The sequence below is a fragment of the Vibrio diazotrophicus genome, from assembly GCF_038452265.1.
In the GTDB taxonomy this organism is placed as follows: domain Bacteria; phylum Pseudomonadota; class Gammaproteobacteria; order Enterobacterales; family Vibrionaceae; genus Vibrio; species Vibrio diazotrophicus.
This window is the reverse complement of sequence record NZ_CP151842.1, coordinates 3,035,100-3,059,228: the sequence shown is the minus strand read 5'-3', so window position 1 is coordinate 3,059,228 and position 24,129 is coordinate 3,035,100. Positions and strand designations below refer to the sequence as shown.

The 24,129-nt window shown below is 46.4% G+C and carries 11 protein-coding genes, 3 tRNA genes and 4 rRNA genes; 15 read left to right on the top strand and 3 right to left on the bottom strand.

All coding sequences use genetic code 11. The features are described from left to right. Window positions 1-3 precede the first annotated feature (3 nt). Window positions 4-1,842, bottom strand: coding sequence for a DUF294 nucleotidyltransferase-like domain-containing protein (locus AAGA51_RS14145; protein ID WP_042489925.1), 1,839 nt, complete (start codon window positions 1,840-1,842; stop codon window positions 4-6). A 369-nt stretch (window positions 1,843-2,211) separates the two neighbouring features. Between AAGA51_RS14145 and AAGA51_RS14140 the strand changes: the two genes are divergently transcribed. Further along, window positions 2,212-3,402 carry a 3-phenylpropionate MFS transporter gene (locus AAGA51_RS14140; protein ID WP_042489927.1) on the top strand — a complete coding sequence of 397 codons (1,191 nt, stop codon included), beginning with the start codon at window positions 2,212-2,214 and terminating at the stop codon, window positions 3,400-3,402. Window positions 3,403-3,801: 399 nt separating this feature from the next. Further along, a complete protein-coding gene (locus AAGA51_RS14135; RefSeq protein ID WP_042489929.1) occupies window positions 3,802-7,236 on the top strand; it encodes a hybrid sensor histidine kinase/response regulator in 3,435 nt (1,144 codons plus the stop codon). Window positions 7,237-7,299: 63 nt separating this feature from the next. On the opposite strand, the gene gppA is transcribed toward AAGA51_RS14135, so the two are convergent. After that, the gene (gene gppA / locus AAGA51_RS14130) at window positions 7,300-8,796 is read right to left on the bottom strand and encodes a guanosine-5'-triphosphate,3'-diphosphate diphosphatase (RefSeq protein ID WP_042489931.1); all 1,497 of its coding nucleotides are present in this window, start codon (window positions 8,794-8,796) and stop codon (window positions 7,300-7,302) included. A gap of 7 nt (window positions 8,797-8,803) precedes the next feature. After that, a complete protein-coding gene (rhlB, locus tag AAGA51_RS14125) occupies window positions 8,804-10,105 on the bottom strand; it encodes an ATP-dependent RNA helicase RhlB (RefSeq protein WP_042489932.1) in 1,302 nt (433 codons plus the stop codon). 135 nt (window positions 10,106-10,240) lie between these two features. Between rhlB and trxA the strand changes: the two genes are divergently transcribed. From trxA to AAGA51_RS14060, 13 genes are all read left to right on the top strand, one after another. After that, window positions 10,241-10,567: a thioredoxin TrxA gene (gene trxA, locus AAGA51_RS14120; RefSeq protein WP_042489933.1), complete on the top strand. Its 327-nt coding sequence runs from the start codon at window positions 10,241-10,243 to the stop codon at window positions 10,565-10,567. Window positions 10,568-10,763: 196 nt separating this feature from the next. Continuing rightward, window positions 10,764-12,023, top strand: a complete 1,260-nt coding sequence (gene rho / locus AAGA51_RS14115; protein WP_042489934.1) for a transcription termination factor Rho — start codon at window positions 10,764-10,766, stop codon at window positions 12,021-12,023. Between the two features lie 107 nt (window positions 12,024-12,130). Beyond that, the gene (locus AAGA51_RS14110) at window positions 12,131-13,126 is read left to right on the top strand and encodes a hypothetical protein (RefSeq protein WP_042489936.1); all 996 of its coding nucleotides are present in this window, start codon (window positions 12,131-12,133) and stop codon (window positions 13,124-13,126) included. A 119-nt stretch (window positions 13,127-13,245) separates the two neighbouring features. Then, the gene (gene ubiD / locus AAGA51_RS14105; RefSeq protein ID WP_042489938.1) at window positions 13,246-15,099 is read left to right on the top strand and encodes a 4-hydroxy-3-polyprenylbenzoate decarboxylase; all 1,854 of its coding nucleotides are present in this window, start codon (window positions 13,246-13,248) and stop codon (window positions 15,097-15,099) included. After that, window positions 15,096-15,365: a 2Fe-2S iron-sulfur cluster-binding protein gene (locus AAGA51_RS14100; RefSeq protein ID WP_042489939.1), complete on the top strand. Its 270-nt coding sequence runs from the start codon at window positions 15,096-15,098 to the stop codon at window positions 15,363-15,365. Before ubiD ends, AAGA51_RS14100 begins: the two co-directional genes overlap by 4 nt. A 15-nt stretch (window positions 15,366-15,380) precedes the next feature. Next, window positions 15,381-16,094 (top strand): NAD(P)H-flavin reductase, encoded by a 714-nt coding sequence (gene fre / locus AAGA51_RS14095; protein ID WP_042489941.1) that lies wholly within the window; start codon window positions 15,381-15,383, stop codon window positions 16,092-16,094. Between the two features lie 535 nt (window positions 16,095-16,629). Next, a 16S ribosomal RNA gene (locus AAGA51_RS14090) occupies window positions 16,630-18,172 on the top strand. 67 nt (window positions 18,173-18,239) lie between these two features. Then, window positions 18,240-18,315, top strand: a tRNA-Glu gene (locus AAGA51_RS14085). 314 nt (window positions 18,316-18,629) lie between these two features. Continuing rightward, a 23S ribosomal RNA gene (locus AAGA51_RS14080) occupies window positions 18,630-21,519 on the top strand. Between the two features lie 106 nt (window positions 21,520-21,625). Further along, window positions 21,626-21,741 (top strand): 5S ribosomal RNA (gene rrf / locus AAGA51_RS14075). Window positions 21,742-22,121: 380 nt separating this feature from the next. Then, a 16S ribosomal RNA gene (locus AAGA51_RS14070) occupies window positions 22,122-23,664 on the top strand. The 16S, 23S and 5S rRNA genes sit together here with 3 tRNA genes alongside, the layout of an rRNA operon. A 66-nt stretch (window positions 23,665-23,730) precedes the next feature. Continuing rightward, window positions 23,731-23,807: transfer RNA gene (locus tag AAGA51_RS14065), tRNA-Ile, on the top strand. Window positions 23,808-23,846: 39 nt separating this feature from the next. Continuing rightward, window positions 23,847-23,922: transfer RNA gene (locus tag AAGA51_RS14060), tRNA-Ala, on the top strand. Window positions 23,923-24,129: the final 207 nt, after the last annotated feature.

Genomic DNA, 24,129 nt, shown 5'->3' with positions numbered 1-24,129 from the left:
TGCCTAGTCTCTGATTTGGTAATGATAGCCAAGCCACTGTTTAAATTTCTTCACGACGTGCAGGCTGTGTCTCAGTAAGTCTCGCTCAGTTCGGTCAAGCAAGTTTATGTCGATGTTGTTCGTGCCTTTTGTGTCTGCACCGACAGGATGGGCGAGTTGCTGCGCGAGACGTAATTTGAAAAACTGCTTCAGCGCTTCGCTTAGGTTATCGCCAGTCTGTTTTTCCAGTACACGACGTTTTACCAGCTCGCTGATTCTGTCGAAGGTGTTATTTACTTCAATCATGTGTTCTAAGCTCAAGGCACGAATGCCGTGAACGATAGGGAATATACCGCCTTGCTTGATATCCAAACCGGTTTTCGAATTCTTCACGTTCCCGAATAAAGTGAGCGGCACGGAAAAATTCAGCGCAGGACGGGTAAATTCGGTAAGAATCAGTTCCTGATCGGCCATCAGGTGACTCAAATGTGACTTGATAGGAGCGAGCAAGGACTTATTACCTGCAATCGCATGAGCATCAGCCATGATAGCAATATCCATCACTTGTTCAGGCTTAGCGGCATTGACCCAACTGCTGAGCATTTTTTTCCACTGTGACTGGCTTTTAACCCATTTAGGGTTGTTCACCATCACCTTGCCAGGACATAGAGGATAACCAAGCTGCAACAAGGTATGGGTTAGCTCATGCATGACGTTTTCACACTGATGCCATTCCAACCCGTCTTTAATAATTAAAGCGTTGTCTTGATCGGTTTTGAGTATTTGTTCTCCGCGTCCTTCTGACCCTAACACGATGAAACAACAGTGATCATGCAGTGCTGGTGGCACCACGAGTTCAAATGCTTTCTCGATTATCTGCTCATTGACCGCAGAAATGAGTTCCATGATAAAACGGGTGCGGACGCCTCGGCTGAGCAAGCTTTCGATCAACTCTATTTGTTTATTGGATGCTAAGGCCAGCTCTTCAACGCTGGAGGCTCGTGCAATTGCCAGTGTTAGTACATGCGAGTGGGTAGAGAAGGTACTGAGGATCTGCGTCATATCCAGCATACCAATGGCATTGTTACCATCGCATACCATCACGCGTTTGACTCGATTACGGGTCATCATCACCATGGCATTAAACAGAAAATCCCCTTCATCGACATGCATGACAGGGAATGTCGCTATTTTGCCTACGGGTGTATCAAGCGGATGGTTCTCCAGCATCACAGCATGCAGCATATTAGTTCGGGTGACGATGGCATACGGATGATGAGTAGAGTCAATTAAGCGAATATCGGATTCAGCCAGCTCGACCAGTGCGGCATCGACACCGTTTTCTTTCATCTGCATGGTGACCGTTTTCAATGATTGCTCAGGAGTGACAATCATTGGTGGAGAATAAATGGAGTTGTCGACCTTGGTCAGGATGAATTCAGCGATGTTTTTCTGTTGCTGTGCCGCTTCAATCAGCTCTTGTCTTTTGGCTAAGTTGTTATCGAAGTAAGCGGCAAACTGCCCATTTTCAGAATAGAGGGAAAGAAAGATTTCTCTTGGGATCAGGTAAGACAGCGTATCTTCTAACGCAATGTACTGGTGGCGGGTATGCTCTTCAAATAAGGCGCGCACATCGAACATGTCGTCGTTGGCGTAATGAGCGAATATTTCTTTTCCAGATGTGGAGCGTTCTTCTACCGTTCCCTTAATAAGGACGTGTAAATGGGTGCTGGTTTGACCGCTTTTTAGTAGGGGGGCGCCTTGTCGGTAATAAGCCACATCTAATGAGGCGCGAAGTTTTTTCTGTTGATCAGAGGTTAAACGATCAAAGGGTGGAGATTGCATGTTGAATTTATCAGGCATATACCCTTCCTACTTGAAGCTGCCGCTACATTCGCTGCGTTCATTTGCCCCAATCACACTGAACTTTAATACAGGCAGATAGTTTATCTGCAATTAATTCTCTGTGTTCATGGGGGCTCATTCACTTTTTACTTTGCTGAAATGCTTATTGAATTGGGCATCACAAAAGTTCGTCAGTGAGAGGTATCTAGGGTAAGTGTGACAAATTTCCCTCAGCCCTCCAGACGACTTTGGTCTAATGACGCCATTTTTCACCTGATGAAAGTTGTGATAGGGGAAACAGTTCGTTTAACAAAGTTCCCTTTTTCGTGGACGTGACTCGTTGCATAATGGGCGCGTTTATTTTTCTCATGTTGTTTAGGATAACTAATGTTTAAGCCCTCTCCCTACGGATGGATCTCTCAATACTTTTTCGGTTTCTTCTTTGCTTACGGCGTATATCTACCGTTTTGGGCGCTATGGTTTGAAGGGCAGGGTGTGTCTGCCAGTGACATCGGTGTGTTAGTGGGGATTGGTTTTGCAACACGTTGTGTCGCAAACTTGGTTATTACACCTCGTATTCATAAAGTGGAACATCTTCTGCCAGCACTTCGCTGGGTGACATTCGCACTGATGTTATTTACCGCTTTTCACTTTTTCACTGGTGGTAGTTTTTGGCTACTAGCTTTGGCGACGGTTCTTTTCAATATGATGTGTGGCCCAGTATTACCGTTGTCGGATTCTGTTGCTAACCACTATGCCAAGCGCAATATGCTCGATTATGGACGCACTCGTCTCTGGGGCTCGATCGCCTTTATCGCAGGCTCTACTGTGGTGGGGTATCTGATTGTGCTTTATGGTTCAGACATGATCGTTTACACCGCACTGTTCGGCACACTGGTCACCTTGTTGATCAGTCTGCGCAATCCTAAGGTTATGCCTGTTACAGAAAGTCACGAACATAAAATTCGCCCTAAGCTAACGGAGTTACTTCGCGAATGGCCGGTGATTAAGTTTTTGCTTTTGGTCGCTCTGATCCAAGGTAGCCATGCGGCGTATTACAGCTTTAGTTCTATCCACTGGCGTGCGGCCGGTCATTCAGAAGATATCATTGGTTACTTGTGGAGCTTAGGGGTTGTTTCCGAAATTCTGGTGTTTGCTATCAGCAAGCGAGTGTTTTCCAACTGGAATATCCGCACCCTGTTTATCATATCTGCGTTAGGGGTCATTGTACGCTGGGGATTAACGGCATCAACAACGGCATTAGTGGCATTGGTGGCGATTCAATCCTTGCATGGGGTGACTTTTGCTTTGGCTCATATCGCGACGATTAAATACATTCAGCACGCACCGCAACATAAAATGGTTGCACTTCAGGCGCTGTATAACGCGATCCCTCTTGGCGCAGTGATTGCAATGATGACGACGCTGAGCGGCTGGGGCTACGAAAGCTGGGGCGCAGGTGTGTTCTGGGGAATGGCGTTGATGGGCTTGCTTGCGCTGTTTGTGAAAGTCGAATTACTTCAATCACAAGTTAATGATGTTTCAGTGCATAAAGCGGAGCCTGAAGCACAAAATTAACCCAATCAGATTGAGATAAAATCCCATACCTGTTTAATAAAGCTTCTTATATACCCAAATAACCCCAAGATGCAGGATTCAGAGCTTCATCTACGAGCCCAGATCAAGGTTAAATAACAGTAGGAATGTTAACCCTTTCAATGTTATTTAGCGAAGAAATGGGTTCGTAGATGAGCTCCCAAAGGGCGAGTTTTATTCACTTTTATCCTGTGTTACTGATTCTCAACGTAGAATGACTATGTATTCAAATCAGTGCCTTGGCTAAAAGTGAATAAATTCTCGCTGAACAAGTATCTTGAGGTTATTTGGGTATAGGCTATTGGAGAAGCTTTATTTCTTTATAAGCCGCACTGGCGGCTTTAGAACATTCAAAGATTTCACAGGGAATAGGGAAGTCGGATGCAGGGTTGGTTGGTGGTTCCAGTCTCACTCGCTTATTTAGGCGTGCTGTTTCTTATCGCATGGTATGGCGATCGTCAAACTCGTTGGTTGGCGAAATGGCGACCTTGGATATACAGCCTATCGATTGCGGTTTACTGCACCTCATGGACCTTTTATGGCACGGTGGGGCAAGCCAGTGAGAACCCGTGGTCATTTTTACCGATTTATATCGCCCCAATTATCGTCTTTACGTTTGGCTGGCGCATATTAGCTCGTCTGATCCTGATTGCGAAACGGGAACACATCACTTCAATTGCTGACTTTATTGCCGCACGTTATGGGAAATCGCAGGGCTTAGCAGTTGCCGTCACTCTGATTGCGGTTGCTGGCATACTGCCGTATATCGCGTTGCAGCTGCGCGGTATTACCATGGGGTTAAATATCATTGCTCCTGATCTGGGTACGCATTTTGGTTATCAGGATGACAATGTTTCTTGGTTTGTGGTTCTGGCATTAGCGCTGTTTACCATGCTGTTTGGTACCCGCCATATTGATAATACCGAACACCACCGAGGCATGATGATGGCGATTGCTTTTGAATCGATCGTCAAGCTGGTTGCGTTTCTGGTCGTGGGAATGTTCATCCTCTATCTTGCATTACGAGAACAAGATGTCGCGTTGTTGGATGTGGCGCGAGAAACCTATCAGGCTCCGAACTGGCCAACGTTAATTATCCACACCGTTTTAACTATGATAGCCATCATCTGCTTGCCTCGTCAGTTTCATACCATGGTGGTAGAAAACGAGCGTGCGCAAGACCTGCACACTGCGCGTTGGCTTTTCCCTTCTTATTTGATTCTGATGGGAATATTCGTTCTGCCGATTGCATGGGTGGGGCAGAGTTTATTGAGTGGCACATCACCGGATACTTTCGTTATTAGTGTCCCTGTTGCTGTAGGTGCGAATGATATTGCTTTGCTGGCGTTCCTTGGTGGCACTTCTGCCGCTTCTGGAATGGTGATTGTCTCGACTATCGCATTAGCGATTATGGCGTCCAATGATCTGGTAATGCCTTTACTGCTGCGTCGCATGCGCTTGTCACAGCGAAATCACCGACACTTTTCCGGTCTGCTGGTCATCATTCGTCGCACTTTGATCTTGTTGTTATTGATGGGGGCGTGGGGATTCTATCTGGTTTTGGATACTATTCCTTCGCTGTCTGCCATTGGCTTTTTGTCTTTCTCTGCCATTACTCAGTTTGCTCCTGCATTAATTGGTGGTATGTACTGGCGAGAAGGAAACCGCAAAGGGGTTTATGTCGGTCTCTTGGTGGGCTTCACCTTGTGGCTGATCACTCTGATGAGCGCAACCAATATGCTGGCGGGCGACCATGAAAGTAACGTGCTGTTGTGGGTGATCACGCCGCCTCAGTTCCTTGGCAACATGGGGTTAGAAAATTCCGACTGGGGTATGTTGCTGAGCGTTACTCTGAACAGTATCTGTTATGTGGTGATTTCTATCGCGACACGCTCAAGTTTAAGTGAGCGATTACAGTCGGCATCTTTCGTTGGCACACCGTTGCCGGAAAACGAAAACATCAGTTTGTATCAAAGCCGTGTAACCGTCGCCGAGCTTGAAATGCTGGCATCGCGATTTGTTGGACGACAAAGAGTGCGCGCGGCATTTGGTCAGTATTGGGATCAGCAACGTGAAACTCTGATGCCCAATCAGCAAGCACCGGCAACATTAATTCGTCATACGGAACGTGTTCTTGCTGGTGTGTTTGGCGCTTCGTCTGCCAAGTTAGTGCTTACTTCTGCTTTGCAAGGCCGCAATATGCAGCTGGAAGAGGTGGCAACCATCGTTGATGAAGCCTCTGAACTTTATGACTTCACCCGCGGCTTGTTGCAGGGGGCGATAGAACATATTGGGCAGGGCATTGCGGTAGTCGATAAACAACTTCGGCTGGTGGCTTGGAACCAACGTTATCTGGAACTGTTTGATTTTCCTCCGGGTCTGATACAAGTCGGAAGACCGATAGCCGATGTCATTCGTCATAATGCTCAACAGGGTTTGTGTGGACCGGGCGATCCTGAAGAACATGTACGTCGAAGGGTTTATCACTTAGAGCAAGGGACTCGCCATACCTCTTCGCGTATTCGCCCTGATGGCCGAGTGATTGAAGTACAAGGAAACCCAATGCCCGGTGGTGGTTTCGTTATGAGCTTTACCGATATCACTGTGTTCCGAGATGCAGAGCGTACACTGAAAGAAGCGAATGAAAATCTTGAAGAAAGAGTACTAGAGCGGACTCGCGAGCTGGAAGCACTGAACAAAAAACTCGTTTCCGCCACACAGCGTTCTGAGCAAGAATCGCAATCTAAATCGCGATTTTTAGCTGCGGTCAGCCACGATTTGATGCAGCCGCTCAATGCTGCAAGATTATTTGCATCTTCACTTTCCGAGGTTGCTCAGGAAGAAGAGTCGAAGCGTTTGTCTCGTCATATTGAAAGTGCGCTTAGTGCTGCTGAAGATTTGATTGGTGACTTACTCGATATTTCTCGTTTGGAGTCTGGCAAACTTGAAGTGCATTTGCAGAGCTTCAAGGTGAATGATGTGCTTTCCAATTTGAAAGCGGAATTCGAAGCGCTGGCACATCAACAAGGGGTCAATTTCAGTACGGTATCTTCCTCGTTGTATGTTCACTCTGATCCTAAGCTGCTGCGTAGAGTTATTCAAAATTTCTTAACCAATGCTTTTCGCTACAACCCGAAAGGCAAGGTTGTATTAGGTGTAAGAAGAGTCGCTGGTAGGGTGCGTATCGATGTTTGGGACAACGGCATCGGGATAGAACAAGATAAACAACAAGAGATTTTCGAAGAATTTAACCGAGGCAGTCAAGTACGTTCAGACCAAGGTTTAGGATTAGGCTTAGCGATTTCGAAAGGGATTGCGTTTGTGTTAGGCCATGAAATATCAATGCGTTCTTGGCCGGATCAAGGCAGTGTGTTCTCGCTTACTTTGGATAAAGCTGAGCCACATGAGGTGGTTCCGCAAAAAGCAGCGGTATTGGAAGCGGTGCATGATTTGGCGCATTTACGTGTGTTGTGTGTGGATAACGAACAAGACATTTTAGTGGGCATGCAGACCTTGTTGGAACGCTGGGGGTGTGAGGTAAAAACGGCGCTCGACATCAAGCAGAGTATGAAGGCTCTTGATAACCAATGGATCCCTGATGTGATTTTCTCTGATTATCGCCTTGATAATGGACGTACCGGATTAGAAGTGCTCCAGCAGTGCCGATTGCGTCTAGGTGATTGCTTTGAAGGGGTGATCATCAGTGCCGACCGCAGTCCGGATATTCTGGATGGTATTAAATCCAACGGCTTTAGCTTTATGGCCAAACCCGTTAAACCGTTGAAGTTAAGAGCTCTATTGAATCGTATTGGATAAAAGATAGCCCTCATTTGAGGGCTTCTTAATATTTGAGCGTATTACGGTAAAGCTATTGTTCGTTTATTCATTCGCTTGAATGTTCAACGGCCAACCCATATCTGTTTGACGGTTTGCTTCAAGTTCAAGTTCCGCGCGTGTTAATGGATTTGCTTGTAGCCACTGTTTGTCGATAGATAACGTCAATTCGTCATCTTCGGCAGTGAGAATTATATTCGGTTCTAACTCTACGCAACGACGGTGACTCAGAAGTACAGCTAAACGTAATAGGCGTAATACTCGCTTACTGCTGGTTACGGACAACGCATGTTGTTCAGGCAAGCTTGTTAACTGTTCGCGGTAGCGTCTTGTCAATTCAGCAAGTAAGTGCTTCTGTGCACGAGTGAACCCGGGTAAATCAAGATTCTGTAACAGGTAAGCGTTATGCTCACCGCCTTTTTTAAAATCGATAGAGAGACCAATTTCATGTAACTGAGCAGCAGTAAGCAGAAGCATCTCTGCTTGTGGCTCAGAAATCCAATCTTGCCCACCACACTGAGTAAGCAGTTTGCTGGCAAGATCAGAAACTTGTTGTGCGTAGCATTGGTCTATCTGATAGCGAATCTGGACACTGTGAATCGTGCGCGAACGAATGTCGTCTTGGCGCAAGTTATCCATCATGTCGTAGACCAGGCCTTCACGCAAAGCGCCGCCAGCTAGAGTCATAGATTCAATGTTTAACGATTCGAAAATAGCGATAAGAATCGATAAACCACTAGGGAAGACTAATGCCCTCTCTAGAGTTAGACCTTCAATTTCAAGCTCTTCAAGATGATCAGACTGCATTGCCTGCTTTTTAAGGCGATTTAACTTTGCCAAAGTGATGACTTCGTCCATCCCCTGAGCCAACATGATCTCTTGCAGAGCTTGAACAGTGCCGCTTGCTCCCACACACACATCCCAGCCTAACTGGGTATATTGTTCTAACACGGGAGCTAAGCGTTTTTTCGCTGCATCTATTGCGTTGTTAAAGTTGGTGCTGTTGAGCTGGCGATCTTTAAAATGACGTTCAAGCCAAGTCACACATCCCATCTTTAAGCTGGTTAACGCTTTTGCTTCAAAGCCCTCACCGATAATTACTTCGGTACTGGCTCCGCCAATATCCACCACTAATCGACGCCCAACGCCTCCAGAGGTGTGAGCGACACCTTTATAGATAGTGGCAGCCTCTTCTTCACCTGAGATGACTTCAATCGAATGTCCTAGAATTTCATTCGCTTTCACTAGGAAATCATTGATGTTCGTCGCTGTACGCAATGTTGCAGTACCTACGATACGAATATTCTCGTGTGGGATGTCTTGTAAGCGTTCAGCAAACAAACTTAAACAATCCCAACCGCGTTGCATGGCTTCATGACTTAACGCGTTATTGTCATCTAAACCGGCGGCAAGACGCACTTTACGCTTAATCTTAGCCATGGTTTGAACGCTACCGTCGACGTGGCGCACTACCAGCATATGGAAGCTGTTAGAGCCTAAATCAATCGCGGCATATAACGGTGAAGAAACAGTTTGGCTCATAGATGAATTACGAATCCTTTGGCTTTTGTGGCGCGCGAGGGCGTCTTTGTGGCTTACGATTTCCGTTGCGAGAACCGCCTGTATTCGTGCGGCGCTGTGGTGACGATGAGCGTAACGTTAAAGGTTTCGGCAAATTCGTCAGTAGTGCGGATGGATCGTAATCAGACACAGGAATAGAGTGTCCAGTGTATTCTTCAATTGCAGTCAGGTTGATAGCATACTCTTCACATGCAAATGAAATTGAGTGACCACTTGCACCTGCACGACCAGTACGGCCAATACGGTGAACGTAATCTTCACAATCATCTGGTAGATCGTAGTTAAATACGTGTGTTACTTGTGGGATGTGTAGACCACGCGCTGCCACATCTGTAGCAACCAGAATATCTACTTCCCCTTGAGTAAACTGCTCTAAAATGCGTTCACGTTTTTTCTGTGGAACATCACCTGTTAGCAAGCCTACACGATGACCATCGGCTGCAAGAGCACCCCAGATGTTTTCACAACGGTGTTTAGTGTTTGCAAAAATAATGGCGCGATCCGGCCAATCTTCCTCAACCAAAGTTTGTAGAAGTGCCATTTTGTGTTCATTAGAAGGGTAGAACAACTCTTCTTTAATACGGTGACCTGTTTTCTGTTCAGGCTCTACCACCACGTGCTCTGGGTTATGCATGTGTTCAAATGCCAATTCTTGAACGCGGTAAGATAAGGTCGCAGAGAACAGCATGTTCAAACGATCTTTCGGTTCAGGCATACGGCGGAATAAGAAACGGATGTCTTTAATGAAACCCAAATCAAACATACGGTCTGCTTCATCCAGAACCACAGCTTGAATGTTGTTCAAATTGAAAACGCGTTGCTTGTAGAAATCGATGATACGGCCTGTTGTGCCAATCAGGATATCCACGCCTTCTTGAAGTTTACCTAGCTGTTTATCGTAGCTTTCGCCACCATAAGCCAGTGCAGCTTTAAGACCGGTACTCGCCACAAGCGAGTCTGCATCATTAAAGATCTGAATCGCGAGTTCACGCGTCGGAGCCATAATAATTGCACGAGGCTGAGTGACTTTACGTCCTTCAATTTCGGGTGTTTTTAGCAAATGGTTAAAAGTCGCAGCGAGAAACGCGATGGTTTTACCAGTTCCCGTTTGGGCCTGGCCTGCAATGTCTTGGCCGGTGAGCAGTACCGGCAACGCCAACGCTTGGATAGGGGTACAGAATTCGAACCCTTTTTTTTCCAATCCTTCAATTACTTGGGGATGTAAATCCAAGTCGGCGAATTTTTGCTCTGTGATATGTGTCTTTTTCATTGCTATAGAATATCAGCTTCCACTTGCAATACGGAAGTAAATACATTCCAATAGGGCATCTATTTACTGGTTAGTCGATAATCAGTCTAATGATTGTTAATAATCAGTGCAGAAAAAAGCACATTGGAGTGGAAGATGAGTGATAAAATTTTGCAGCTATCTGATGATGGTTTCGAGAACGATGTAATCAAAGCTGCAGGTCCTGTTCTAGTTGATTTTTGGGCAGAATGGTGTGGTCCTTGTAAGATGATTGCTCCTATTCTTGATGAAATCGCAGAAGAATACGAAGGTAAACTCACTATCGGTAAATTGAATATCGACCACAACGCAGGTACGCCACCTAAGTTCGGTATTCGTGGTATTCCTACGCTATTGCTATTTAAAGATGGCAGCGTAGCAGCGACAAAAGTAGGTGCGCTGTCTAAAACTCAACTAAAAGAGTTCTTGGACGCAAACCTATAATTCGCCATAACTTTACCGTACATAGAAATATGTACGGTTTTGTTTTTGTAAAAAACAATTTCTAGACTAGGCTAATATTTAGTGCTAGTTTATCGCACGTAAATTAAACAAGTGTTCACTTCTTGGTCAATCCTGAGACCAAATCCATCTTAACTAGAAAATAGATCCTATTTTGACTAAACAAGTATCCACCACAATGAATCTAACAGAACTGAAGAACAGACCCGTATCTGATCTTGTCAAACTTGGTGAGAGCCTAGGCTTAGAAAACCTTGCGCGCCTGAGAAAACAAGACATTATTTTTGCCATCTTAAAAGCGCACGCGAAGAGCGGTGAAGATATCTTCGGCGACGGTGTTTTGGAAATTCTTCAAGACGGTTTTGGTTTCTTGCGCAGCGCGGACAGTTCCTACCTTGCTGGCCCAGATGATATCTACGTATCTCCAAGCCAAATTCGTCGTTTCAACCTACGTACAGGTGATTCGATTGCCGGGAAAATTCGCCCGCCAAAAGAAGGTGAACGTTACTTTGCACTATTGAAAGTGAACACTGTTAACCACGACAAACCTGATAACGCACGTAACAAAATCCTATTTGAGAACTTAACTCCGCTACACGCCAATGAGCGTATGGTAATGGAGCGTGGTAATGGCTCGACTGAAGACATTACAGCACGTGTTCTTGATCTTGCTTCTCCTATCGGTAAAGGTCAACGTGGTCTGATTGTAGCTCCGCCAAAAGCGGGTAAAACTATGTTGCTACAAAACATCGCCCAAAGTATTGCTAATAACCACCCAGAATGTGAATTGATGGTACTTCTTATTGACGAACGTCCTGAAGAAGTAACAGAGATGCAACGCCTTGTAAAAGGTGAAGTGATCGCTTCAACGTTTGATGAGCCAGCGTCTCGTCACGTTCAAGTTGCAGAAATGGTTATTGAAAAAGCCAAACGTCTTGTTGAACACAAGAAGGACGTTGTTATCCTTCTTGACTCTATCACCCGTCTAGCGCGTGCATACAACACAGTAATCCCTTCATCAGGTAAAGTTCTTACCGGTGGTGTGGACGCTAACGCATTGCACCGTCCAAAACGTTTCTTCGGTGCAGCTCGTAATGTAGAAGAAGGTGGTAGCTTAACTATCATTGCTACAGCGCTAGTTGATACTGGTTCTAAGATGGATGAAGTGATTTACGAAGAGTTCAAAGGTACAGGTAACATGGAACTGCACTTGAACCGTAAGATTGCAGAAAAACGCGTTTTCCCTGCAATTGACTTCAACCGTTCTGGTACTCGTCGTGAAGAGTTATTAACTAAGCCTGATGAGCTGCAAAAAATGTGGATTCTGCGTAAGATTGTTCACCCTATGGGCGAAAGTGACGCAATGGAATTCCTCATCGACAAGCTGGCAATGACCAAAACCAATGATGAATTCTTTGACGCAATGCGCCGTCAGTAATGAATAAACATTGATTATTTTGAAGCACCACCCATTGGGTGGTGTTTTTGTTTGCATTCTTTTCATTACCACACGACAATTATGAGGAATGTTAACAGGAGGTTAATATGCAACAAGGACTGTTGTTTAGTTTATTCCTCTCTCTTTTATTTGCTTGGACACCTGCTTCTGCTGTTGAGGTTTCATCAGCAAGTCAGCAAAAGTTCCTGCAAGATCATCTGCTACAGCAGAAGGTCTCAGAACTGGTCGACTTGGCGATAAAAGACGATATTGATGCCCTTTCATTTGCTGTAGAACGTATATCGTTGCCGCAGCAGGAAGCCGCTCGCTTTCTATTACTGCAGCACTTAGAACAACAGCAAGTCGCCCTGTCTGAGAATTTGTTCCATTTTGTGGAAAAGCAAAAAAACATCGTTCCTGTTTATCAAGTATTGGAGAAAGGGGAAGGGTATGAATTCTCCGTCCCTGCATTTGACTACATTGCTATTGCTCACCGCTTAACAAAGCAATGGAAGCAAGAGCAGAGCGTGCTTAACTTCATCCTAAAAGCCGAAAGTGGTGAGTTGATACTGGATGAATGGTTGTCCGGGCCTGACTATTTAGTACAGGAGCGAGAAAATTTGCTGCTGAGTGAATTCGATAATTTGTCTGCGAAAGTTCAGCACGATCTCGTTCAACAACTGACTCAGGTTAATGTCGTTGTTTGGTTGCCGTCTTCTAGTGTGATGGTCAAAATGGCACAAGTAACTGGTGACCTTCAGCTATATAAGTTGTTGTGGTTGATGCGCGCGGATTTTTATGTCGAGCAAGAGCTTGAGCGTTTAGCAAATGTCGCTGATGATTTTGCCATTAATCAAATTATGTTAGCCGCAGACAATCCAAGGTTAGCGAACAATGCATTGCAGTATTTAGTCAAAATACCGAAACCTTTTTCTGAGCAAGTGAAGCAGTTTTTGGTGAAACGCTTAGAAAATTCTTCAGATGCCCCCATTGTGGCTCAAGCGCTTGTGGAACAAGGATATCAATCTTGGCTGAAAGAACTCTTGAACAGTAATCGTCGTGTTGAAAGCCAAGCGATCTTACAGGTTCTTTCTCAGCAATAAGCGTTCATCACCCTCGGAACAATCTCTCTACAAAAGCGCAACACTTTTTAGAAAAGAGAAATCGATAGCATAGTGTTTTTTGTTATACTGCTTGCAGTTTAATCATTCATAGAGCAGATATGAGCTTTAAAAACTTACGTGATTTCTTAGACCATCTCGAAGCACACGGACAACTCAAACGTATTTCTCATCCCATTGATCCGCATTATGAAATGACGGAAATCAGTGACCGAACACTACGTCAAGCTGGTCCGGCTTTGCTGTTTGAAAACCCTATTGGTTACGATGTTCCTGTACTGACGAACCTATTTGGTACGCCAGAGCGTGTTGCCATAGGGATGGGACGTGAAAACGTTCAGGATTTACGTGAAGTTGGAAAACTGTTGGCATATCTGAAAGAGCCCGAGCCGCCTCGTGGGTTTCGTGATGCTCTGGATAAACTCCCAGTCTTCAAGCAAGTTCTGAACATGCCAGCCAAAAAGCTGCGTAAAGCACCGTGTCAGGACATAATTTGGCAGGGAGGGGATGTTGATTTAGATAAAATTCCGGTGATGAGTTGTTGGGCTGATGATGTTGCTCCTCTTTTAACTTGGGGGTTGACCATCACTAGAGGCCCAAATAAAAAACGCCAGAATCTGGGCATCTATCGTCAACAAAAGATCGCGAAGAATAAAGTTATTATGCGCTGGTTAGCTCATCGTGGCGGAGCGCTTGACCTTAGAGAGTGGATGGAAGCAAATCCAGGAAAGAACTTCCCTGTTTCGGTCGCTTTTGGTGCTGATCCTGCCACTATCTTAGGTGCTGTTACCCCAGTGCCGGATACGCTATCCGAATATGCTTTCGCAGGTTTACTACGAGGCAGCAAAACCGAAGTGGTTAAATCAATCAGCAATGATTTGGAGGTGCCAGCCAGTGCTGAAATAGTACTGGAAGGTTACATTGACCCGAATGAGTACGCGGACGAAGGCCCTTATGGTGATCACACGGGTTACTATAATGAAGTAGAAAGACATCATGTCTTCACTGTGACTCACATTACTATGCGTAATGAGCCTATTTACCACAGTACTTATACTGGTCGTCCGCCAGATGAACCCGCAGTTCTAGGTGTTGCGCTTAATGAAGTCTTTGTGCCTATTCTTCAAAAGCAGTTTCCTGAAATCGTAGACTTCTACCTACCGCCCGAAGGTTGTTCTTACCGTATGGCTGTAGTGACAATGAAAAAGCAATACCCAGGTCATGCTAAGCGAGTCATGATGGGAGTGTGGTCTTTCTTACGTCAGTTCATGTACACCAAATATGTTGTTGTGCTTGATGAAAGCGTAAATTCTCGAGACTGGAATTCCGTGACCCAAGCCATGTGTGAACATATGGATCCGGCACGCGATACATTAATGATAGAGAATACGCCAATCGATTCGTTGGATTTTGCTTCTCCTGTGGCTGGTTTAGGTTCCAAGATGGGCTTAGATGCAACGATTAAATGGGATGCGGAACTTGCGATGACGCCTAAAGTCGAAGCTCGACCTTCGCACGAAATAAAGAGTGCGGATATTGAAGAGTTCAAACGACGTTATCCGCAAGTTGAAGATATCTATTTCCCGCCGACAACTGAAAATCGCATCGCCATAGTTTCAATGCGTAAATATGCTGCCGGTGAGTCAAAAGCTCTGTTGGAATCAGTGTGGACATTTTTGGCAGAGTACACGGACGCTAAGTTCGTTGTATTGTGCGATGATGATGTGAATGTCCGAGATTGGAATGATATTATCTGGGCTATCACAACAAGAATGGATCCTGCTCGAGATACCTACGTCATTCCTGCTACAAATGGAGCTGTGTCAAAACTAGGTTTGGACGCAACCAATAAATTTGAGGGTGAAGTATTTCGGGAGTGGGGAACACCAATTCATAAAGATCCTAAGTTGGTAGCGAAAATCGATGCCCTTTGGGATGAACTAGGAATTCTATGACTTTTACTGTACGTTTGCTGCCAAGCGAGCTTCAGTTTGAAGTTGAAAAAGGGCAAACGATATTGGAGGCTGCGCTCAACCAGCAGATTCCATTTCCTCATCGTTGCCAAGTTGGGGCATGTGCTGCATGCCTGTGCCGTAAAGTGGAAGGTGATGTAACTTACCATCTAGAGCCTATGCTTACAGAGAAAGAGCAAGCTGAAGGATGGATATTCCCCTGCCAAGCTATAGCAGAAAGTCATTTGGTACTTACTTTTGAAGAGTAAGTAAGAAGGATAAATATGACCATTAAATGTAAAGTAAAGTCGATACAGTCTTTAGCCAGTAACACATATCAAATATTGCTCCATCCTGAACAGCCAGTCACTTTCAAAGCTGGTCAGTACTTAATGGTGGTGATGGGCGAGAAAGATAAGCGTCCTTTTTCAATCGCGAGTAGTCCTTGTCGTCACGAGGGCGAGCTTGAGTTGCACATTGGTGCTGCGGAGCATAATGCTTACGCAATTGAAGTTGTTCAACTGATGCGTGAAGCTTTAGAGAAGCAACTTGAAGTTGAAATTGATGCACCACATGGCGATGCATGGGTTAGAGAAGAGAGTAAAAGCCCGATATTGCTTATTGCTGGCGGCACTGGTTTTAGCTACGTTCGTTCAATCTTGGATCACTGCATCGCCCAAAATAAAGCTAATCCTATCTATTTATATTGGGGGGCTCGTGACGAAAGCCAACTTTATGCTTTGACTGAATTAGAGCAAGTAGCTGCGAAACATGAAAATGTTCATTTTATTCCAGTAGTTGAAGAAGCTGGCACAAACTGGCAAGGAAAAGTAGGTAATGTGCTGCAAGCAATAAGCTCTGATTTCGATTCTTTGGCAGATTTTGATATCTATATTGCCGGACGCTTTGAAATGGCTGGTGCTGCGAGAGAACAATTTACGCAAAATAAACAAGCGTTGAGTGAAAAGATGTTTGCGGATGCATACGCTTTTATATAAAAACTTACTCAATTCGAGATAAAAAAGAGGGCTAAAAGCCCTCTTTTTGTTATTTTTGCTGCTTTCTTAAACGAATGAGCTGTTTTTTCAATTTTTTTTAAAAAAAGCACTTGCGCGGTTTTAATTCCTCCCTATAATGCCGCCTCACTGACACGGCAGACGTCGCAAGGCTTCAGCAGGTGTTGGTAGAGGATAAGACTTCTAAAAAAGAAAAATTGAAAAAGTGTTTGACACTGACAGTTATCTAGCTAGAATGCACCTCCGCTTTGAGAAGAAAGTTTCTGCAAAGCAACGCTCTTTAACAATTTAAACCTATCAATCTGTGTGGGCACTCGTTGATGAAAATCAAAGTTAAGTCTTTGTTCTTGTAACAAAGCAACTTAGGTTTCAATGAACTGAGTGACCAATCAAGACTTCGGTCTTGGCACAGTCAATTCATTATCATTCTGTTGGAATGGTAATAGCTTTAAAATTACGTCTTACTTTCGAGTAAGAGCAGTTTTGAAGTCAGTATTCGTTGAGCCGACAAAATCTTAAATTGAAGAGTTTGATCATGGCTCAGATTGAACGCTGGCGGCAGGCCTAACACATGCAAGTCGAGCGGCAGCACAGAGAAACTTGTTTCTCGGGTGGCGAGCGGCGGACGGGTGAGTAATGCCTGGGAAATTGCCCTGATGTGGGGGATAACCATTGGAAACGATGGCTAATACCGCATAATAGCTTCGGCTCAAAGAGGGGGACCTTCGGGCCTCTCGCGTCAGGATATGCCCAGGTGGGATTAGCTAGTTGGTGAGGTAATGGCTCACCAAGGCGACGATCCCTAGCTGGTCTGAGAGGATGATCAGCCACACTGGAACTGAGACACGGTCCAGACTCCTACGGGAGGCAGCAGTGGGGAATATTGCACAATGGGCGCAAGCCTGATGCAGCCATGCCGCGTGTGTGAAGAAGGCCTTCGGGTTGTAAAGCACTTTCAGTCGTGAGGAAGGTGGTGTTGTTAATAGCAGCATCATTTGACGTTAGCGACAGAAGAAGCACCGGCTAACTCCGTGCCAGCAGCCGCGGTAATACGGAGGGTGCGAGCGTTAATCGGAATTACTGGGCGTAAAGCGCATGCAGGTGGTTTGTTAAGTCAGATGTGAAAGCCCGGGGCTCAACCTCGGAATAGCATTTGAAACTGGCAAGCTAGAGTACTGTAGAGGGGGGTAGAATTTCAGGTGTAGCGGTGAAATGCGTAGAGATCTGAAGGAATACCGGTGGCGAAGGCGGCCCCCTGGACAGATACTGACACTCAGATGCGAAAGCGTGGGGAGCAAACAGGATTAGATACCCTGGTAGTCCACGCCGTAAACGATGTCTACTTGGAGGTTGTGGCCTTGAGCCGTGGCTTTCGGAGCTAACGCGTTAAGTAGACCGCCTGGGGAGTACGGTCGCAAGATTAAAACTCAAATGAATTGACGGGGGCCCGCACAAGCGGTGGAGCATGTGGTTTAATTCGATGCAACGCGAAGAACCTTACCTACTCTTGACATCTACAGAATCCTGCGGAGACGCGGGAGTGCCTTCGGGAACTGTAAGACAGGTGCTGCATGGCTGTCGTCAGCTCGTGTTGTGAAATGTTGGGTTAAGTCCCGCAACGAGCGCAACCCTTATCCTTGTTTGCCAGCGAGTCATGTCGGGAACTCCAGGGAGACTGCCGGTGATAAACCGGAGGAAGGTGGGGACGACGTCAAGTCATCATGGCCCTTACGAGTAGGGCTACACACGTGCTACAATGGCGCATACAGAGGGCAGCGAACTAGCGATAGTAAGCGAATCCCAAAAAGTGCGTCGTAGTCCGGATTGGAGTCTGCAACTCGACTCCATGAAGTCGGAATCGCTAGTAATCGTGAATCAGAATGTCACGGTGAATACGTTCCCGGGCCTTGTACACACCGCCCGTCACACCATGGGAGTGGGCTGCAAAAGAAGCAGGTAGTTTAACCTTCGGGAGGACGCTTGCCACTTTGTGGTTCATGACTGGGGTGAAGTCGTAACAAGGTAGCGCTAGGGGAACCTGGCGCTGGATCACCTCCTTACGTAAAGATTCTCTTGATGAGTGTCCACACAGATTGATTAGGTTTAGAAAGATAAGAGTATCTTAGTGTCCCGTTCGTCTAGAGGCCTAGGACACCGCCCTTTCACGGCGGTAACAGGGGTTCGACTCCCCTACGGGATACCATCTTTAAGCATTCTTACGAGTGTGTTTAAAAATGGTTTTCGTAAACTCTTTGTTTATAAAAACTCTTGCTCTTTAACAATTTGGAAAGCTGACAAATAACGATTTGATTAATCGTTATTTATTAAAAGTTCTCAAATCCTATGTCTCTTAGAGATGTAGGTACCAATACACATTCAAGTGTTCTTGGGAATAACATCATTGATGTTGTTCATATTTGAGTCCGGCAAAATCGAAATGTCTCTCGCTCATTCAAATAATGAGAGACAACTAAACCTTGGTTGTTTGCCATACATAAAGACCTCTTGGGGTTGTATGGTTAAGTGACTAAGCGTACACGGTGGATGCCTTGGCAGTCAGAGGCGATGAAGGACGTATTAACTTGCGATAAGCGTAGATAAGGCAGTAAAAGCCACTTGAGTCTACGATTTCCGAATGGGGAAACCCACTCACATAAGTGAGTATCATTAACTGAATACATAGGTTAATGAGGCGAACCGGGAGAACTGAAACATCTAAGTACCCCGAGGAAAAGAAATCAATTGAGATTCCGAAAGTAGCGGCGAGCGAAATTGGATTAGCCCTTAAGCTTTTAATGACACAGGTGAAGATTCTGGAAAGTATCGCGATACCGGGTGATAGCCCCGTAACCGACATGTCATTTTAAGTGAAAACGAGTAAGGCGGGACACGTGATATCCTGTTTGAATATGGGGGGACCATCCTCCAAGGCTAAATACTCCTGACTGACCGATAGTGAACCAGTACCGTGAGGGAAAGGCGAAAAGAACCCCTGTGAGGGGAGTGAAATAGAACCTGAAACCGTGTACGTACAAGCAGTAGGAGCCTCTTCGTGGGGTGACTGCGTACCTTTTGTATAATGGGTCAGCGACTTATATTCAGTGGCAAGGTTAACCGTATAGGGGAGCCGTAGGGAAACCGAGTCTTAACTGGGCGTTCAGTCTCTGGATATAGACCCGAAACCGAGTGATCTAGCCATGGGCAGGTTGAAGATTGAGTAACATCAATTGGAGGACCGAACCGACTAATGTTGAAAAATTAGCGGATGACTTGTGGCTAGGGGTGAAAGGCCAATCAAACTCGGAGATAGCTGGTTCTCCCCGAAAGCTATTTAGGTAGCGCCTCGGACGAATACTACTGGGGGTAGAGCACTGTTAAGGCTAGGGGGTCATCCCGACTTACCAACCCTTTGCAAACTCCGAATACCAGTAAGTACTATCCGGGAGACACACGGCGGGTGCTAACGTCCGTCGTGGAGAGGGAAACAACCCAGACCGCCAGCTAAGGTCCCAAATGATTACTAAGTGGGAAACGATGTGGGAAGGCTCAGACAGCTAGGATGTTGGCTTAGAAGCAGCCATCATTTAAAGAAAGCGTAATAGCTCACTAGTCGAGTCGGCCTGCGCGGAAGATGTAACGGGGCTAAGTAATCAACCGAAGCTGCGGCAATGCAATTTATTGTATTGGGTAGGGGAGCGTTCTGTAAGCCGTTGAAGGTGTGTTGTAAAGCATGCTGGAGGTATCAGAAGTGCGAATGCTGACATGAGTAACGATAAAGGGGGTGAAAAACCTCCTCGCCGGAAGACCAAGGGTTCCTGTCCAACGTTAATCGGGGCAGGGTGAGTCGACCCCTAAGGCGAGGCCGAAAGGCGTAGTCGATGGGAAACGGGTTAATATTCCCGTACTTCTTACAATTGCGATGGGGGGACGGAGAAGGCTAGGTGGGCCTGGCGACGGTTGTCCAGGTTCAAGTGCGTAGGCTTGAGAGTTAGGTAAATCCGGCTCTCTTTAAGGCTGAGACACGATGTCGAGCTACTACGGTAGTGAAGTCATTGATGCCATGCTTCCAGGAAAAGCCTCTAAGCTTCAGATTGTAAGGAATCGTACCCCAAACCGACACAGGTGGTCGGGTAGAGAATACCAAGGCGCTTGAGAGAACTCGGGTGAAGGAACTAGGCAAAATGGTACCGTAACTTCGGGAGAAGGTACGCTCTTGACGGTGAAGTCCCTCGCGGATGGAGCTGATGAGAGTCGCAGATACCAGGTGGCTGCAACTGTTTATTAAAAACACAGCACTGTGCAAAATCGTAAGATGACGTATACGGTGTGACGCCTGCCCGGTGCCGGAAGGTTAATTGATGGGGTTAGACTTCGGTCGAAGCTCTTGATCGAAGCCCCGGTAAACGGCGGCCGTAACTATAACGGTCCTAAGGTAGCGAAATTCCTTGTCGGGTAAGTTCCGACCTGCACGAATGGCGTAATGATGGCCACGCTGTCTCCACCCGAGACTCAGTGAAATTGAAATCGCTGTGAAGATGCAGTGTACCCGCGGCTAGACGGAAAGACCCCGTGAACCTTTACTACAGCTTGGCACTGAACATTGAACCTACATGTGTAGGATAGGTGGGAGGCTTTGAAGCGCAGACGCTAGTTTGTGTGGAGCCGTCCTTGAAATACCACCCTTGTATGTTTGATGTTCTAACTCAGACCCGTTATCCGGGTCGAGGACAGTGCCTGGTGGGTAGTTTGACTGGGGCGGTCTCCTCCCAAAGAGTAACGGAGGAGCACGAAGGTGGGCTAAACACGGTTGGACATCGTGTGGTTAGTGCAATGGCATAAGCCCGCTTGACTGCGAGAATGACAATTCGAGCAGGTGCGAAAGCAGGTCATAGTGATCCGGTGGTTCTGAATGGAAGGGCCATCGCTCAACGGATAAAAGGTACTCCGGGGATAACAGGCTGATACCGCCCAAGAGTTCATATCGACGGCGGTGTTTGGCACCTCGATGTCGGCTCATCACATCCTGGGGCTGAAGTCGGTCCCAAGGGTATGGCTGTTCGCCATTTAAAGTGGTACGCGAGCTGGGTTTAGAACGTCGTGAGACAGTTCGGTCCCTATCTGCCGTGGGCGTTGGAGAATTGAAGGGGGCTGCTCCTAGTACGAGAGGACCGGAGTGGACGAACCTCTGGTGTTCGGGTTGTTACGCCAGTAGCATTGCCCGGTAGCTAAGTTCGGAATTGATAACCGCTGAAAGCATCTAAGCGGGAAGCAAGCCCTGAGATGAGTTCTCCCTGGCACTTTAAGTGTCCTAAAGGGTTGTTCGAGACTAGAACGTTGATAGGCAGGGTGTGTAAGTGCTGTGAGGCATTGAGCTAACCTGTACTAATTGCCCGTGAGGCTTAACCATACAACACCCAAGGGGTTTTGTGGGCTCAAAGCAAGAGCAGAATTGAATGTGTAGAGAACATGCTCTTTATTTAAGAGAAAACAGCTTTCCGAATTTTAAAATTTTGCTTGGCGACCATAGCGATTTGGACCCACCTGATTCCATGCCGAACTCAGAAGTGAAACGAATTAGCGCCGATGGTAGTGTGGGGTCTCCCCATGTGAGAGTAGGACATCGCCAGGCTTATATTCATGACTTGCTTACTTATTAAGCGAGTCAACATAGAGTTCTACAATGTTTAGAATTTTATGTTGACTTTCAAAGCATGAAGCGTAATATACGCGTCCTGCCCAAGTGCTAAGGCACTGAAAGCAAAGCTCTTTAACAATTTAAACCTATCAATCTGTGTGGGCACTCGTTGATGAAAATCAAAGTTAAGTCTTTGTTCTTGTAACAAAGCAACTTAGGTTTCAATGAACTGAGTGACCAATACAAATAACTTCGGTTATTTGGCACAGTCAATTCATTACCATTCTGTTGGAATGGTAATAGCTTTAAAATTACGTCTTACTTTCGAGTAAGAGCAGTTTTGAAGTCAGTATTCGTTGAGCCGACAAAATCTTAAATTGAAGAGTTTGATCATGGCTCAGATTGAACGCTGGCGGCAGGCCTAACACATGCAAGTCGAGCGGCAGCACAGAGAAACTTGTTTCTCGGGTGGCGAGCGGCGGACGGGTGAGTAATGCCTGGGAAATTGCCCTGATGTGGGGGATAACCATTGGAAACGATGGCTAATACCGCATAATAGCTTCGGCTCAAAGAGGGGGACCTTCGGGCCTCTCGCGTCAGGATATGCCCAGGTGGGATTAGCTAGTTGGTGAGGTAATGGCTCACCAAGGCGACGATCCCTAGCTGGTCTGAGAGGATGATCAGCCACACTGGAACTGAGACACGGTCCAGACTCCTACGGGAGGCAGCAGTGGGGAATATTGCACAATGGGCGCAAGCCTGATGCAGCCATGCCGCGTGTGTGAAGAAGGCCTTCGGGTTGTAAAGCACTTTCAGTCGTGAGGAAGGTGGTGTTGTTAATAGCAGCATCATTTGACGTTAGCGACAGAAGAAGCACCGGCTAACTCCGTGCCAGCAGCCGCGGTAATACGGAGGGTGCGAGCGTTAATCGGAATTACTGGGCGTAAAGCGCATGCAGGTGGTTTGTTAAGTCAGATGTGAAAGCCCGGGGCTCAACCTCGGAATAGCATTTGAAACTGGCAAGCTAGAGTACTGTAGAGGGGGGTAGAATTTCAGGTGTAGCGGTGAAATGCGTAGAGATCTGAAGGAATACCGGTGGCGAAGGCGGCCCCCTGGACAGATACTGACACTCAGATGCGAAAGCGTGGGGAGCAAACAGGATTAGATACCCTGGTAGTCCACGCCGTAAACGATGTCTACTTGGAGGTTGTGGCCTTGAGCCGTGGCTTTCGGAGCTAACGCGTTAAGTAGACCGCCTGGGGAGTACGGTCGCAAGATTAAAACTCAAATGAATTGACGGGGGCCCGCACAAGCGGTGGAGCATGTGGTTTAATTCGATGCAACGCGAAGAACCTTACCTACTCTTGACATCTACAGAATCCTGCGGAGACGCGGGAGTGCCTTCGGGAACTGTAAGACAGGTGCTGCATGGCTGTCGTCAGCTCGTGTTGTGAAATGTTGGGTTAAGTCCCGCAACGAGCGCAACCCTTATCCTTGTTTGCCAGCGAGTCATGTCGGGAACTCCAGGGAGACTGCCGGTGATAAACCGGAGGAAGGTGGGGACGACGTCAAGTCATCATGGCCCTTACGAGTAGGGCTACACACGTGCTACAATGGCGCATACAGAGGGCAGCGAACTAGCGATAGTAAGCGAATCCCAAAAAGTGCGTCGTAGTCCGGATTGGAGTCTGCAACTCGACTCCATGAAGTCGGAATCGCTAGTAATCGTGAATCAGAATGTCACGGTGAATACGTTCCCGGGCCTTGTACACACCGCCCGTCACACCATGGGAGTGGGCTGCAAAAGAAGCAGGTAGTTTAACCTTCGGGAGGACGCTTGCCACTTTGTGGTTCATGACTGGGGTGAAGTCGTAACAAGGTAGCGCTAGGGGAACCTGGCGCTGGATCACCTCCTTACGTATAGATTCTCTTGATGAGTGTCCACACAGATTGATTAGGTTTAGAAAGTAAAGAGACGATACTGGGTCTGTAGCTCAGGTGGTTAGAGCGTTCGCCTGATAAGCGAGAGGTCGGTGGTTCAAGTCCACTCAGACCCACCAATCTTTCCTTGTGAAGATTGAACAGTATCGACACCTGATGGGGTTATAGCTCAGCTGGGAGAGCGCCTGCCTTGCACGCAGGAGGTCTGCGGTTCGATCCCGCATAGCTCCACCATCTTTAAGTGTTCTTGAAAAAGAATCTTTAAAAATGGTTCATTTCTTTAAATAGAAAACAGAATCTTGCTCTTTAACAATTTGGAAAGCTGACAAATAACGATTTTTGATTGAATTGTTATTTATTAAAAGTTCTCAAATCCTAGATGATTTAGTCATTTAGGTACCAATACACATTCAAGTGTTCTTGGGAATCTTACTTTATAAG